The 14,034-nt window shown below is 67.6% G+C and carries 8 protein-coding genes; 2 read left to right on the top strand and 6 right to left on the bottom strand.

Annotated features, from left to right (window positions below):
* Positions 1-41: 41 nt before the first annotated feature.
* The 6 genes from eccCb to O3I_RS41660 form a co-directional block, all read right to left on the bottom strand.
* Entirely contained in the window at positions 42-4,385 is a 4,344-nt protein-coding gene (eccCb, locus tag O3I_RS41635) for a type VII secretion protein EccCb (RefSeq protein WP_014989097.1), read from the bottom strand.
* The gene (locus O3I_RS41640) at positions 4,378-4,746 is read right to left on the bottom strand and encodes a hypothetical protein (RefSeq protein ID WP_014989098.1); all 369 of its coding nucleotides are present in this window, start codon (positions 4,744-4,746) and stop codon (positions 4,378-4,380) included. Before O3I_RS41640 ends, eccCb begins: the two co-directional genes overlap by 8 nt.
* Before the next feature lie 139 nt (positions 4,747-4,885).
* Positions 4,886-5,857, bottom strand: coding sequence for an SCO2521 family protein (locus O3I_RS41645; protein WP_237748216.1), 972 nt, complete (start codon positions 5,855-5,857; stop codon positions 4,886-4,888).
* Positions 5,858-5,873: 16 nt separating this feature from the next.
* Complete coding sequence (locus O3I_RS41650; protein ID WP_237748217.1) at positions 5,874-6,923, bottom strand: SCO2522 family protein; 1,050 nt, start codon at positions 6,921-6,923, stop codon at positions 5,874-5,876.
* Positions 6,905-7,834 (bottom strand): SCO2523 family variant P-loop protein, encoded by a 930-nt coding sequence (locus tag O3I_RS41655; RefSeq protein WP_014989101.1) that lies wholly within the window; start codon positions 7,832-7,834, stop codon positions 6,905-6,907. The genes O3I_RS41650 and O3I_RS41655 overlap by 19 nt, the downstream gene beginning before the upstream one ends.
* 1 nt (position 7,835) lies before the next feature.
* Positions 7,836-9,713: an SCO2524 family protein gene (locus O3I_RS41660; protein ID WP_014989102.1), complete on the bottom strand. Its 1,878-nt coding sequence runs from the start codon at positions 9,711-9,713 to the stop codon at positions 7,836-7,838.
* Positions 9,714-10,175: 462 nt separating this feature from the next.
* Here O3I_RS41660 and O3I_RS41665 point away from each other — a divergent pair, with 462 nt between their 5' ends.
* Together O3I_RS41665 and O3I_RS41670 are read left to right on the top strand one after the other, a co-directional pair.
* On the top strand, positions 10,176-11,714 hold the full coding sequence (locus tag O3I_RS41665) for an FAD-dependent monooxygenase (protein ID WP_014989103.1): 1,539 nt from the start codon (positions 10,176-10,178) through the stop codon (positions 11,712-11,714).
* Positions 11,715-12,072: 358 nt separating this feature from the next.
* Positions 12,073-13,761 (top strand): cutinase family protein, encoded by a 1,689-nt coding sequence (locus O3I_RS41670; RefSeq protein WP_014989104.1) that lies wholly within the window; start codon positions 12,073-12,075, stop codon positions 13,759-13,761.
* The last annotated feature ends 273 nt before the right edge of the window (positions 13,762-14,034 follow it).

Below are 14,034 nucleotides of genomic sequence, written 5' to 3' on the forward strand. Positions count from 1 at the left end.
TGCAGACGCTGCGTGCGAGTTTGTCCGGCGAGTGATCCGGTTCACCGCGGTGGCGGCAGGTGGGCGATCTGGATCGGTTCGGGTTCCCGGGATCTCGTGACGAGCATGCCGCGGCCCGGGGGCAGGCAGGCGGCGCGGACGTTGCCGCCGAACAGGTTTCCCTCGTCGGCCGGTGCGCTCATCAGCAAAGTGGCGGCGGACACCTCACGGAGCCGGCCGAGCAGGCTGCCGTGCAGGGCACGGGCCAGGCCGGTCGCCCGGCGGGTGAGCACCACGTGCAGGCCGACGTCGTAGGCGGTCGACAGGAACTCCAGCAGCGGCTCCAGCGGGTCGCCGCCGTCGGTGACGACCAGGTCGTGGTCGTCCACGACGACATAGCATTCGGGGCCGGTCCACCAGGTGCGATCGTGCAATTGGTGCGGACCGATATCGGGTCCCGGGATGCGGGTCGCCAGGAGGTGGCACAGCTTGTCGACGGCGTCCGGAACCGTTGCGGCAGTGCCGCAATAGGCGCTCAGCCGATTCTCGTCCACCGCGCGCAGCAGCGTCCGCCGGTAGTCGATCAGCAGGATCTGTGCCTGCTCCGGCGTGGAATTCTCCACGATGCCGCGCAGAATGTTGTGCAGCAGGGTGGTTTTCCCGTAGCCCTGGTCGGCGAAGGCCATGAAGTGCGGCTGCGCCTCGAAATCCAGTGCGAGCGGCGACAATTCCTGTTCGCCGAGGCCGATCACCACGTGTGTCGCATCCTGTGCGATACCGGTGTGCAGCGCCGAGCGCAGCACGTAGGTGCGCGGGATATCGAGCGGCAGCAGGCGCACCTCCGGCGCGCGGCGCGCACCGTAGATCGTGCGCAATTGCCGGGCGGCCGCGGCGATACCGCCCGGCAGGTGCTGCGGATCGGTATCCGCGTCCAGCCGCGGCAGCGCGATGAGCATGTGCAACTTGTCCGGCGAGAGCCCGCGCCCGGGGCGATCGGGCGGCACCGTGCCCGCGGCCTGCCGGTCCAGCTGGGAGTCGGCGGGATCACCGAGCCGCAACTCGATCAGGGTGCCGATGGTTTCCGGCATGGCGAGCCGGGAGCGGGTCCACGGCGGCAACGTGACCACGAGGTGGATGCCGCAGGGCGGTCCCTGCGTCGCCACGGTGACCAGCGTCTGCTCCAGGGCCGGGTAGTCCTGCTGCAGGATATCGAGTCCGTCGACGATCAGGAAGACATCGCCGTACTCGTCCGCGGACAGTGGATCCGCGGCGCGCTTGCCCGCCGGCAATTCGGCCAAGCGCGCTTTGTGCGAACGGAATTCGTGCATCGAGGTGAGCCCGAGCTCGCGGAACCGCTGTTCTCGGCGCCCGACCAGTGCCGCGATCTCGGCGACGGTGCGCCGGACGCGGTCCGAATCACGGCGTCCGGCAACCGATCCCACGTGCGGGATGTCGGCGAGCCCGGCCAGCACGCCGCCCAGATCCAAGCAGTAGAACTGCACCTGCTCCGGGGTGTGCGTGGCCGCGGCGGCCACGATCAGGGTTCGCAGCGCCGTCGACTTGCCGGAGCGCGGCCCGCCGACGATCGCCATCTGGCCCGAACTACTGGACAGATCGGCGACCAGCACGTCCCGGCGGTGTTTGCGCGGTACATCGACGACCCCGATCGGCAGCCGCAGCGCGCCGGGCAGATCAGCGGACAGAGTGGTATTCCACTGCCGCAGCAGCATGCCCACCGTCGTCGAATCGCTCAGCGGCTCGGGCCAGATCTGATGCGCCACCGGGCCGTCGCGGCCGAGAGCGACGGCCAGCGATTCCGCTACCGGCCGGTCGACGCCGCCGCCCACGGTGGCCGGGCCCGGGCCGGACGCGTACGCGGCCCGGAAACGGGTGACGGTACCCGCACCGATCCGCAGGTAGCCGAATCCGGGGATCCGCGGCAGGTGATAGGCATCGGTGGTGCCGAGCACCAGTCGCGACTCGGCGGGTGAAAAGGTGCGCAGCGCAATGCGATACGACAGATAGCTGTCCAGCGCACGCAGCCGCCACTCGTCCGGGCGTTGCGTGCCGAGCAGCAGATGCATGCCGAGCGAACGGCCCAGCCTGCCGATCCGCACCAGGACGTCGACGAAAGTCGAAGTCCCGGAGAGCAATTCCACGAACTCCTCGATCACGATGACGAGTTCGGGCAGCGGCGGCAGCGCCTTGCCGGTGGCGCGGGCTTGCTCGTATTCGCCGATCGTGGCGTACGGCCCGGCGTCCTGCAGCAACTGCTGGCGTCGCTCGATCTCGCCCGCGAGCACCTGCTGCAGCCGTTCCCGCAGGTAGAGATCCTGTTCCACATCGCGGACATGACCGGCCAAGTGCGGCAGGCAGGTCAGCGGTTGGAAGGTCGCGCCGCCCTTGAAATCGACGAGCAGGAAGTTCACCCGGTCCGGAGGATGATGCAGGGCCAATCCGAGCACTATGGTGCGCAGCAGTTCGGACTTGCCCGCGCCGGTCGCGCCGACCACCAGCCCGTGCGGTCCCATGCCGCCGTCGCCGACCTGCTTCAGATCGATGAACACCGGCGCACCGGGACGCGTCGCGCCGATCGGGATCCGCAACATCTCCCGCGGCTGCCGATCCTGCCACCAGCGGGTGAGATCGGGCACCGTGACGTCCCCGATGCCGTGCAGCGCGGCGAAATCGACGTCGATATCGGCGCCGGCCTGCCCGGTCCCGGCACCGGCCGCGGTGTGCCGGGCGCGCAGCCTGGCCACCAGATCCGCTGCGCCATCGGTCATGTCGTCGACCAGCGTGGGATCGGCGGGTGGCTCGCGAATATCGGGCACCGCGATCCGGAAAGGCTGCTGCTGGTGCAGGGCCCACCCCGGACCCTCGGGCAGGCGCAGCGCGCGCTCCGGATCGATCCGGGAGTCGCCGGGCCGGTGCAGGCGCAGCTCGATCTGCACGGTCAGTAGCCGGGCCATCCAGTCCGGCACGTCGTTCCAGTCCCGGACGGTGGCGATCACGTGCACGCCGAACTCCGGGCCGGCATCGGCGATCCGCCGCACCATCTCCGGCACGCGAGGCAGCTCCGCGAAATCGTCCCAGCGGTCCAGGATCAGGAACAGGTCCGGTACCGGCCCCTCGGTCAGGCCGGCGCGAACCGCCCGCAGGTTAGCGGGCGAGTCGATGGTGTGCTTGCGGTACAGCCGCTTTCGGCTGCCGATCTGCTCGAGCATGCGCCGCAACAACGCGTCCACCTGTTCGGGCTCGTCGTCACCGACCACGTCCGCGACATGCGGCAGGTCGCGCATGGAGCCCAGGCGATTACTCGATTCCAGGACATGGATCCGCGCTTCGTCCGCGGAGTGGGTCAGCACCAGTGCGGCGACCAGGGTGCGCAGCAGCGTGCTCTTGCCCGAACCCGCCCGGCCGACGATGAGCAGGCCGTCGTCCGCACCGGCGAACTCCAGTTGCACGATATCGCCCGCCGTGCCGTCGGGCCGGCGCTGCCTGCCGATCGGCACGGCCAATCGCGAAGTGCCCCACCAGTTCTCCGCGCGCAGCCCGGCGTCCTCGTCCACCTGCTCCAGGCGGCCGAGCAGACTGCCGAGCAGCACCCGGTCGCCGCTGTCGCTGGCCCCGGGGGTCCGGCGCCGGGTGCGGGCGATGAACACCTCGTCGTTGAGGAAGCCGTAGTGACTAGGTGTTTGGCGATCGGTGCGGCGGCGCACCTCCTCGCTGACATAGGTCCACAGGTCATGCGTGCTGATCTGACCGGTGCCGTTGCCCGCCAATCCCGCGGTGGTGATGCCGCTGACGATGGCCGAGGTGAACATCGACAGCGGCACGGAATCCTCGGTGGCGGAATGGATTCCGTCCTCGGCGATCTGCACGCCGGTGCAGGCGGTCATCACGCAGATGCCGTCGCCCGCGACGAGATGCTGGCCGACCCCGTCATCGATGCCGCCGGCCGCCTTGATCACATCGCTGCCGAGGAAGGCTCCGCTGTAACAGCAGTCCAGGAGGATGACCTTGGCCGTGGCGCTCGACTCGCGGATCAGCTCCTTGATGAACGACGACGACACCGCGGAACTGCTCGGCAGCGTCGGATCCGTGTTGCAGGCGGCCAGATACAGATTGCGACTCGTGCGAAAGCCGTGGCCGGAGTAGTAGAACAGCACGAGATCTTCCGAGCGCGCCGTGCGGAACAACCGTTCGATGCTGCGCTCGATCTCGGTTTTCGACTCGTTGACCAGGATTTCCGCGGGCTGGAATGCGCCGATACTGGGATCGTGCAGGAGGTTTCGCAGCTCGCGCGCGTCCGAGACCGGTGCGTAGAGCTGCGAGATCGCCGTCGAATGAAAGGTGTCGTTGGCGACGAACAGCGCGATCCGGCGGCCCCGGGGGCTAGTCATCGCCTAACAGACTCCGTAACTGATCGACGACGCCGTCGACCTGCCCATCGGTCGGCCGGACGATCGTGACGCCACGGTTGCCCTTACGGACCGTGACGGATTCGGCCCGGTTCCGCGCGAGAAACCGGATGACGATATCGCGAACGGCCCAGGACGCGGCGCTGAGCGCACCTCCGGACACGAGCAACTGACCGAGCTCGACCGCGGTACCGGACTTCGTGCCGGAACTGCCGGCCTTGGTCACCGGCTCGACCGCCACGCCCGAGATCTCGCGCAGCTCCTCGGCCAGCTCGTCGGCCAGCCGATCGAGCCGCTGTTCCTCCCGCGGATCGACGGTGACGATGAACAACACGTCGGCCATCGATATGCCTCCCCTTTTCGACTGCCGCATCCCACGGCACACCGTCATTCTAGTGCGTGGGACGGCAAACGAGCTGCGGTCTTGCACCTATGGGATAACAACCGGGCCGCCGGTGCGGCGGTGGTTCGGCCGTGCGTGCTCACCAGTCGTGGCTGATGATCTTCGAATTACGCAGTGCGCGCAGCGTCGCGGTGGTCATGCGGTCGCGCAGCTGCCCGACCCGCGCGGTCCACTGCCGGGTGAAGCCGGGATCGGCTTCCAGGCCCTCCCACAGTCGCCGCAGCTGCGGTGCCGTGTGCGCGCCCGGCATCCAGAGCGGCACAAGCTGTTCCAGCAGGGGCACGAGTTGTTCCAGCACCATCTCGGTTTCGTGGTCGGCCCTGGCGCCGCGGTCGGCTACCTGGCCGATGGTGGTGAGCAGCCAGTCGTGAATAGCGAGATCCTCGCAGAAGCGCTGTGCCACAGCGGCATCCTGCGGTCCCAGGGTGAGTCGCACGGTGCGTAGCGAATCGCTCGCCAAATGAAACGCGAAGCGGGGCAGGCAGTCCGGCTCCGGCGACACCTCGACGGACCAGCGCAGTCGCGTGCTGCCCGCGCGGAACGGCACCTTCTGGTCGAGTCGCGGGTCGACCCGGGTGAAGGTGGACATGCGCTGGCTGACCGAGGTCAGATCCAGTTGCTCGGCGTCCTGCGCGTGCAGGTGGCCGTCCGCGATCCGGCCGGCCGGTCGTGCGCCGAGCGCGCTCACCGCGTCGACGGTGCCCGGCCTGCTCAGGTAGTACGACCACGGTTGCCGGTCCTGCGCCCGCATCACCCTGGTGTGCGACGAGCCCTGCAACACCCGGCCGCCGATCACCACCGTGCGCGAGGCGACGGTGCCGATCACGTGAATGTGCTTGCCCGACATGGGGATCAGATCGCAGTCCACACCTTCGAAACGGTTCGGCGACACCACCAGGGGCATCGGCCGCGCCCGCGCGGTCACCGCGATGCCGGGTTGCACCGCGCTCAGCAGCTCGACCCCGGCGGTCGTGTCCAGCACGTTCCGGGACGGCAGCAGGCAGGTGTGGATCTCGCCGAGCACGACCAGCGGCGGATCCTCGGATGCCACGACGGCCTCGTTCACCTCACGCTCCGACCGCGCGCGGGAGCTTGGCGACCTCGTCGACGAACATGTGGGACAACCGGCCGGTGACCTCGCGCGGAATCGTGATCCGTTCGCCCGCAGCGCGTTCGACGGCCTTCGCCAGGACTTCCTGGTCGATGACGATGTGGTCCAGAATCGTCTGCACCGCGTGCTCGATCCGCACATACTCCCGCGGCAGAATGGACAGCGCGCGGTAGGCCTCGAACGCCGCCGCCTGCGGGTTCAACTTGACCACCGAGGGCATTTCCCACCAGCGGTCCGGCCACGGCCCGTCGTGCGGCTGCGGTTCGACCACCGCTTTGCCCTCGTAACGCACCATGCCCAGACGCAGGAGTTGCCAGACCGCGGCCAGGAACGGGCACGACCACCGGGTGTGCTCTTCCCCGTCCTTGTTGATCTGGGTGTTCCACAGCTCGATGTCCAGGAAGATGGTGTGCTCGCGGGACGCGAACTCCTCCGGCGTGCGGTATTCCGCCACCTGCATCGCCTGCCCCGAATCGTGGTCGGAGGAACGCCGTCCGTTGCACAACCAGCCGGATTCCACATCCGGCGGGCGCCGTCCCGTCGTCTGCTTCAACGGCTCGGCGACGACCCAGGACGCGATCATCTCGGCCAGCTCGATCTGCTGCCCGGTCATGCGGCCGTTGACATACAACGGCGTTTCCCAGCAACCCGCCTCGCGCGCGAGATAGTCGATGCGCAGGTCGCATTCGGCGGCGATACCGAGCACCTTGGGCAGGATCTCACTCGGTTTGGTATTCGCGCCGAAGTAGTCGTCGATCAGGAAACACGTACTCACCCGGGCGGATTCGCCGTATTCGGCCTTGGCGTCCCTGGTGTACAGATCGACCAGCCGGGCCACCTGCCGGAAATGGGCGCGGATCTTGTCCTCGCCGTTCACCAGGCTCTTCATATAGAAATGCCCGGTTTCGATGGAGAGGTGCGCGAAGTTCACGCCGGCCACCGGAACCTGCTCGGTCGCCTCGCTGTAGACGGTGACACCGTTCATCGTCAGTAGAGCCTCTCCCACGTCGCGACGTTCATGAGGCCGTCGGCCAGCTCCTCGAAAGCCTCGACCGTGCCTTTGTTCGCGATATTACGGTCGACGTCGGAATCGAGGATCAGCTGCTCGCGCCACTGGAGCATAGGTTCCACCGGGGTGGTACCCAGCGTGACGCTCTCGCCGAGCTGATTTCTTTGCGCCAGATATTCCAGCGCCCTGTTCTGTTCGCGTAACCAGGCCCACTGGGGCCCGCGGTCCTTGTCGCCTTCACCCTCGTTCGTGTCCGGCACCGCGGTGCGGACGTAACGGACCGAGTCCAGCAGCCGGCCCGCGTCGTGCCCGCAACTCGTACCCGTCTCCAACAGGCCGTTCGGGCCGTGCACCAGCCCGTTCGCGGCCAGAATATGCTGGCGCGTCCACCGGTGGAAAACCAGCCAGCGCGACTCGACCGCCTGCAGCGGCTCGGCCGCCGTGGCGCGCAACACGATTTCCAGGGCCGCCGACCGGCCCGAGCTGAGGTCGACGAATATCACATCGAATTCTTGCTGGCAGATCACCATCAATTCGATGCATTTCTTCACTACCTGCTCGGTGGCCGCGAATTCACCGCCGCCGCGATCGCCGGGGAACAGCGTCAGCTCGTACGGATGCCTTATGGCACGCAGGTTCTCGCGATTGGTCTGCGACCGAATATCGTAGCGGACCGGCGGGTTCACCGCGCCGGTAAAATACTGATGCAGGCCGTTTCCCTCGACCACGCCGCGATCCATCTTCTCGATTTCGAACAACGCGCCCGAGGTGGGCGAGCCGAAATCGAAATCGAGATAGGCGACTCGGTAGTCCTTCGCGCTCAGTCGATAGGCGAGATTACAGCTGGTCACCGAGCGGCCGGTGCCACCCTTGTCGGAGGTCGAGAAAACCAGGACGGAATCGCTCAAGCTACTCACCTCTCCTGGCATCGAGGCTGGCCACTTCCAGCGCGTCCAGCTCACGCAGCGCCTGATCGCAGAGGCTGAACGCCGTCGCGGGCCGCTCGTCGATCAAAACGCTGGCGCGCAAAAGGTTTTTCTCGATGTTCTCCAGTGCCCGGCGATTCGGCGTGTTGTCCTTCTCGCTGAGGTCGAGGAAGCGCTGATTGAGCAGGTGATCGGCTTCGTCGAGCAATTCCAGCGCCCGCGTCACCGAGGTGGGGGACCGGAACGGCGGATTCTGGTACGACGCCTCGGCGACGACCAGGCACTCGATGATGCGTTCGGTGAAATACCAGGAGGGTTCCTGCACCCGATCCGCAACGGGCTCGACCGGCTCGCCGGTCGGCGACGGCTCGGCGAACACGCGCGCCGCATCGTCCCACAGGCCCTTGGCCTGCCCGGCCGGAAACGCGCGCCGCTCCAGGTGATCCATGGTCGCCTGCGCCAGTTCCAGCAGCTGCCTGCGCGTCGACAGGGTGCGCGACAGCTGCGCCGCCTGCAGGATGCGCTTCAGCAACATCGGGCCGTAGTCCGAGACCGACCAGGCCAGTACCGGTCCGTCGTCGATGGCCTCGATGCCCTGCAGGGTCAGCAGCACGCCCGGAATATGCAGGGCTCGTGCGGGATCTTGCTCGGTGAGTCTGCGGGTGATCCGGCCGCGGCGGGCCAGCTCGTCGAAAATCTTGGTGGCCCTGGTGAGGTCGTCGTCGTCGGCTTCGCGGGCGATCAGGTCCTGGATCAGCAGGCCGGAGACGCAAAGACTGAAATAGTCGGACTCCTCGCCGTCGGAGGTCCGCCAGGGAATGTCCTCGAGCGGCCAGTCGCCGTCGCCGTACCGGGCCATGGCCGACCAATACCGCTGCGCGAGATCCCAGCGCAGTTGCAGCGCGTCGGCCAGGCGTCGCTGGTCGGCGTCGAGCAGGTCCAGCTCGCGGGTGCGCGGCTGGGTCAAGTCGTTGATGCCGTCCAAGGCGGTGATGGTGAAATACAGGTAGGGCTGCCCGATCGCGTAGCCGTCCGATTTGGCGGTCGGCACATCGACGAAGTCGATGACCTCGGCGCCCTTGACCACGCCCCAGCTCCAGCCGCACTCGAACATCAGCGCGGGGCTTTCCAGGTCGGCCTGCGGGGTCTTGTTCAGCGTGACATCTCGCAGCAGTCGGCCGCGGACGCGTTCGAGCCGCTTCGCGACGCCGCTCACCACCGAATCCGATTCCGCGCCAGTTTGGTTGAACATGCTGAGCATCGCGAGACCACGGTCGGTCTCGGGGTCCACCGATTGCACGACGAAACTGCGGACCAGGCCGATCATGGCGGCGGTGAGCCGCTTCCTGAGCCGCTCCTCGACCGGCTTGATCAGGATCTCCAGCCGCGGCTGATCGCCGCCACCGGTCGGATCGCGCAGGGCGCGAAGGTATTGCAGTCCGGCCAGGCAGAGCGACAGCGACATCGAATAGGAGTCGACCACGTCGACTTCTCGCTGCTTCTCCGACGCTTGCTCGCCCGCGCCCGCACGCAGGTAGCTGCCCGCGGAGAAGACCGGCTCCTCGTCGCGCTCGTAGCGGCGCAGGTAGTCGTCCAGGATCTCGACGATCTTCAAGCCGATGCGGCGTTCCCGGCCGAACGGTTTCAGCGTGGCTCGGACGTCGTCGGCGATCTGGTCGGGGTTGTGCAGCGCGAAGCTGGTGATCTGGGTAGCGGGGTAGAGCAGGCACAGCAGTTGTTCTGCGTCACTGATGGAGTTCGAGCCGTCCCGCCCGCCCCACATCCAGGTATCGTCTCGGTAGCAGGCCGCCAGCAGGGAACTCCACACATTCAGAATCTGCCGCCGTGGCTGGATTCTCATGGATCGCAGCCTTTCTCTCTCGCTCAGAGGACCACATCACAAGGGAGCGCTCGGCAGCAAAAGCCGACCGCCCAGTCTTCTTATCTCGACTAAACATGCACTCGGACAACGTTGTTCGCGGTCAGGTGATGACCTGACCATACTTATTGTCTGTGACTGGAGCGTATCGCGTTTGTAACTCCGTAAACCCGGCAAATTTCGCCTGAAGCGCGAGCTGCCGGCGACGCCACCGCGGGAGCGCATCCGCTGCAGATCGGATGCCGTCGGCCGTGCGAATCTACACCACCGCCGACGGCGGCCGCAGCCGAGTTCGGCACCGGGCGGGCCTGCGGCGAAGGCCGGCCCGACCGGCCCGTCACTACCCGCTCGAGCTGGTGAAACCTCGGTGCAACCGGCGTGAGACGGCCCTGCGGCACAGTGGTCTGTGGCGGCGACGCCGGACGAGTCGGGAGGAGTTCGGAGATGCTCGAGATCGAGGTGTTGATCGTCGGCGGCGGGCCGGTCGGGCTGACGGCCCGTGCCCTGCTGCAACGCTGGGGGGTGCGCACGCTGGTGGTCGAGAAGCGCCGCGAACTCTCCCCGTTTCCCAGGTCGCGGCTGATCAACGCCCGAACGATGGAGATCTTTCGCGGGCTCGGCATCGCCGAGACGATCACCGCCCGCGCCTTCCCGCCGGAGTACGGGCGCATCCGCTTCCGGGATCGGTTGCTGGACAAGGACTTCGCCTCGGCGGCGATGGTCGGGGTGGACGCGCCGATCGCGGCGAGTCCGGTGCTCGGCGTGCTCAGTTCGCAGGATCGTTTGGAGCCGACCCTGCTCGGGGCGGCGAGCACCCCGGTGCGCTTCGAGGTCGAGGCCGTCGATCTGGCCGAGACCGCCGAGGGCGTCGTGGCGTCGCTGATCGATCGGAGCAGCGGGGCGACGACCGAGGTCCGCGCCCGTTATGCGATCGGTGCGGACGGCGCGAATTCCGCTGTCCGGCAAGGTCTTGCCATCGGCACCACAGGGCCGGGGGTACTGAGCCGCGCCACCTCGGTGGTCTTCGACGCGGACCTGCCGCGCTGGCGGGCCGAGCAGCCCGCCGGGGTCTACTTCACTATGCAGGGATCCTTCGCTCCGCTCTACCCCGAGGGCGGTTGGCTGTGGTTCGTGCCGACACCCGACGACGTCGTCGACGCCGATTGGCCCGCCCTGCTCGCGAACGCGCTCGGCCCGCAGGTGCCGGCCGAGGTGCTGCGGGTGCAGCACTGGGAGATGAACGCCCATGTGGCCGAACGCTTCCGCGCCGGCCGGGTACTGCTCGCCGGTGACGCCGCGCACGCACTGCCCATCGTCGGCGGCCTCGGCATGAACACCGGCGTCGCCGACGTGCACAACCTCTGCTGGAAGCTGGCGGGGGTGCTGCGCGGGTGGGCGGGCCCGAAGCTGTTGGACACCTACGAGATCGAGCGCCTGCCGGTGGCCCACCGGACCCTGCGGCAGGCCGTGGAGAACACCCGGCTCATGCTCCAGGTGCAGCACGGTCGCCGCGACCCGCGACCCGGCAACTCCCCGGCGAAGATCGAACTGCCTTGGTCCGAACAGTATTTCGCGCAGATGGGGCTGGTGCTGGGCGTCAGCTATCGCTCTGCCGCCGTGCACACCACCGACACCGCGGCAGCGGAATCGAGCGACATGGGAACGGAGTACGTACCCACCGCACTGCCGGGCCATCGCATGCCGCATCTGTGGCTCGCGGACGGCCGGTCCACGCTGGACCTGCTCGGCGCCTGGTTCACGCTGCTCACCCCGGCGCCGGACGAGTGGCAGCAACCCGCGCTGCCGTGGCCGTTGCGCATCGAGACCCTCGCCGGCGCGCATGCCGACCGCTGGGGGCTGGGGACCGACGGCGCGCTGCTCGTGCGACCCGACGGGCATATCGGCGCGCGGTGGGCGACCCGGCCGGACGCCGAATCGGCACTGCGCGAGGTACTGGCCGCGATTACCTGCACGCAGAGTTGAGGCGGTCCGCGAAATCCGGTCGGCCGAATTCCGGATGCATCAAGTGAAGCCACACCTGAACTACCGCCGCATTTCGAGAAATGGTTCCGTTCCGACCGACTGGATACCTCATTTATAGGGGCATGGATCGATCACGAACCGTCGCATCGGACATGCTCATTGGCTATAAGACCAGCTAGATCCGGTCGAACCCGATTGGTTGTCAAGGGGAATAGCGCCCTACGTGTCCGATTCCACACTGCCCGCGACCATTCCACCCAGTAACACTCGGCACTCCGGCCACGACGTCTTCGGTGACGCATGGCCCTCGGGGGGGCCTTGTCCGTCACCTTGTCGGTAATGGATTGGGGATAGGGACATGGCTTTTCGCGAGTTCTTCGCGCGACACCGGATCGCCTCGGCGGTCGCGGCGCCCGCGGTGCTGGGCGTGGCGGCGGCGGTGGCCGCCACGTTCGCATTGACGTCGTCGCCACAGACCAGGGATACGCAGCTCACGACGTCGGTGACCGAGTGTCATGACATGGTGACGGTTTCGGTGGCCGGACGCAACGACACTCCGGTGGCGGGAACCACGAAGCTGCTCGTCGGCGCGGACGGCAAGGAACTGCCCGCCGCGATGGCCGGGGACCACAACAGCGAGTGGGTCGATCCGGTGGTCAACGCGCCGAACGGGCAGGTGGAGCCCGGCTCCTACGCCGCGGTGTACATCGCCTATCCGGCGAACATGGCCACCTACGAGGACGCGGTCAACGCCGGCGCCGCGAACACCGAACAGGTGATGCGCGAGATCTCGAAGGCCTGCCCGGACACCAAGTTCTCGATCGTGGGCTACAGCGAGGGCGCCGATGTCGTGCGTCGCGTCGCCCAGAAGATCGGCCACCAGGAGGCGGGCCAGGACGGCGCGTACGGGATCGTCGATCCCGACGATGTCCTCGGCGTCGTGATCCTCGCCGACGCGGGCCGCAGCGCGGGCGACGGACCGTTCCCCGGCGCGAAGGATCCGTTCGGCAACCCCGACGGCTTCGACCAGAAGTATCAGAACGGCAAGAATCCCGTACCGGGCAAGGGCGCGTTGCCCGGCACCAGCGGTGATTTCGGCAAACTGAACGGCAAGATCGCTTCGTTCTGCTCCGACGGCGACCTGACTTGTTCGGCGCCGGAAAACATTTCGCTGTTGCAGCTGGTGGTCAACGTGGGCAGGCAGATCAATGTCGACGCGCTCGAACGAGACGGGCTGACCCCGGCCACCGGCCAGGATGTCGCCGTCGTGCTCGGCCGGATCGCGATGACCGCGTTCGCCGATATCGCCGCGAACCCGAACTGGATGAAGAGCGACGAGACCTTCCTCCAGGTGCTGTTGAAGGTGTCCGATCCCGCCTACAAGCCGGGCCAGCCGCCGGCCACGACCCCGGCGAAGGCCGATGCGATCGCGGCCGACGACATGTCGCCGCTGGCGTACCTGCCGCAGAAGATCCTGAACGAGATCATCGGTCTCATCGTGACGAACCAGAACACCATTCCGGTGGTGATGAGTGATCCGTACAAGCTCACCCTCGGCCCGAACCACACCGGCCACCACTTCGACTACTGGAAGGACGCCGACCCCGCCAACGGCAAGCCGCTGACCTCCGCCGAATACGCGGCGGCGTGGATCACCCACCTGGCCAAGCAGGCGCAGGAGGGCAAGAAGATCGACAAGAACGCCAAGCCGGAGCAGGCGGACGTGGAAGCGGTGTACAGGGCGGCCGCGGCCACCAGCACCAGCAAGGCCGCGCCGACCAGCACGACCGCGGCGCCGACCAGCACCAGCGCCGCGCCCACGGTCAGCACGACGCCGTCCACCACGGCCCCGACCACCACGCCGGCGCCGTCCACGACCACCACCCCGCCGGCCACGACGACCACCTCGGCCCCGTCCGAGATCGCCGCGCCGATCGACACCACCAAGCCGGCCCCGTCGGCGACCAGCACCACGGAATCCGCCGCGCCCACCGCCACGAGCACCGTGGCTCCGGCCACTACGAGCACCGTGGCACCGGCCAACTGAGTTCGGCTCGCACCAGGCGAACGGCGTCACCGGAGTTCCGGTGGCGCCGTTCGCCTTTGCCGGTACCGCTGTGCTGCAATGGAATCCACTATGACCCCGCCTGCGCGGCCGGGCATGGACCACCGCACGCGGGTGGCCGAAAGACGCCGATGCCCCGATATTTCGGGGCAAGTGGCCTGGTCTGCGCATCGCGAAGTGGATCTGTCGGATGATCCGATCTCCTGTATAAGCTCGCGTTCGATCGAAAGCGAGTGCCGCATGCCAGTAATTCGA

Origin of the sequence: Nocardia brasiliensis ATCC 700358 (genome assembly GCF_000250675.2) — a bacterium.
Lineage (GTDB): Bacteria > Actinomycetota > Actinomycetes > Mycobacteriales > Mycobacteriaceae > Nocardia > Nocardia brasiliensis_B.

What these genes read in the sequence shown, in the direction of transcription:
- O3I_RS41665 (WP_014989103.1), top strand. Translation starts at nt 10,176, where the DNA reads ATGCTCGAGATCGAGGTGTTGATCGTCGGCGGCGGGCCGGTCGGGCTG.
- O3I_RS41670 (WP_014989104.1), top strand. Translation starts at nt 12,073, where the DNA reads ATGGCTTTTCGCGAGTTCTTCGCGCGACACCGGATCGCCTCGGCGGTC.
- eccCb (WP_014989097.1), bottom strand. Translation starts at nt 4,385, where the DNA reads ATGACTAGCCCCCGGGGCCGCCGGATCGCGCTGTTCGTCGCCAACGAC.
- O3I_RS41660 (WP_014989102.1), bottom strand. Translation starts at nt 9,713, where the DNA reads ATGAGAATCCAGCCACGGCGGCAGATTCTGAATGTGTGGAGTTCCCTG.
- O3I_RS41640 (WP_014989098.1), bottom strand. Translation starts at nt 4,746, where the DNA reads ATGGCCGACGTGTTGTTCATCGTCACCGTCGATCCGCGGGAGGAACAG.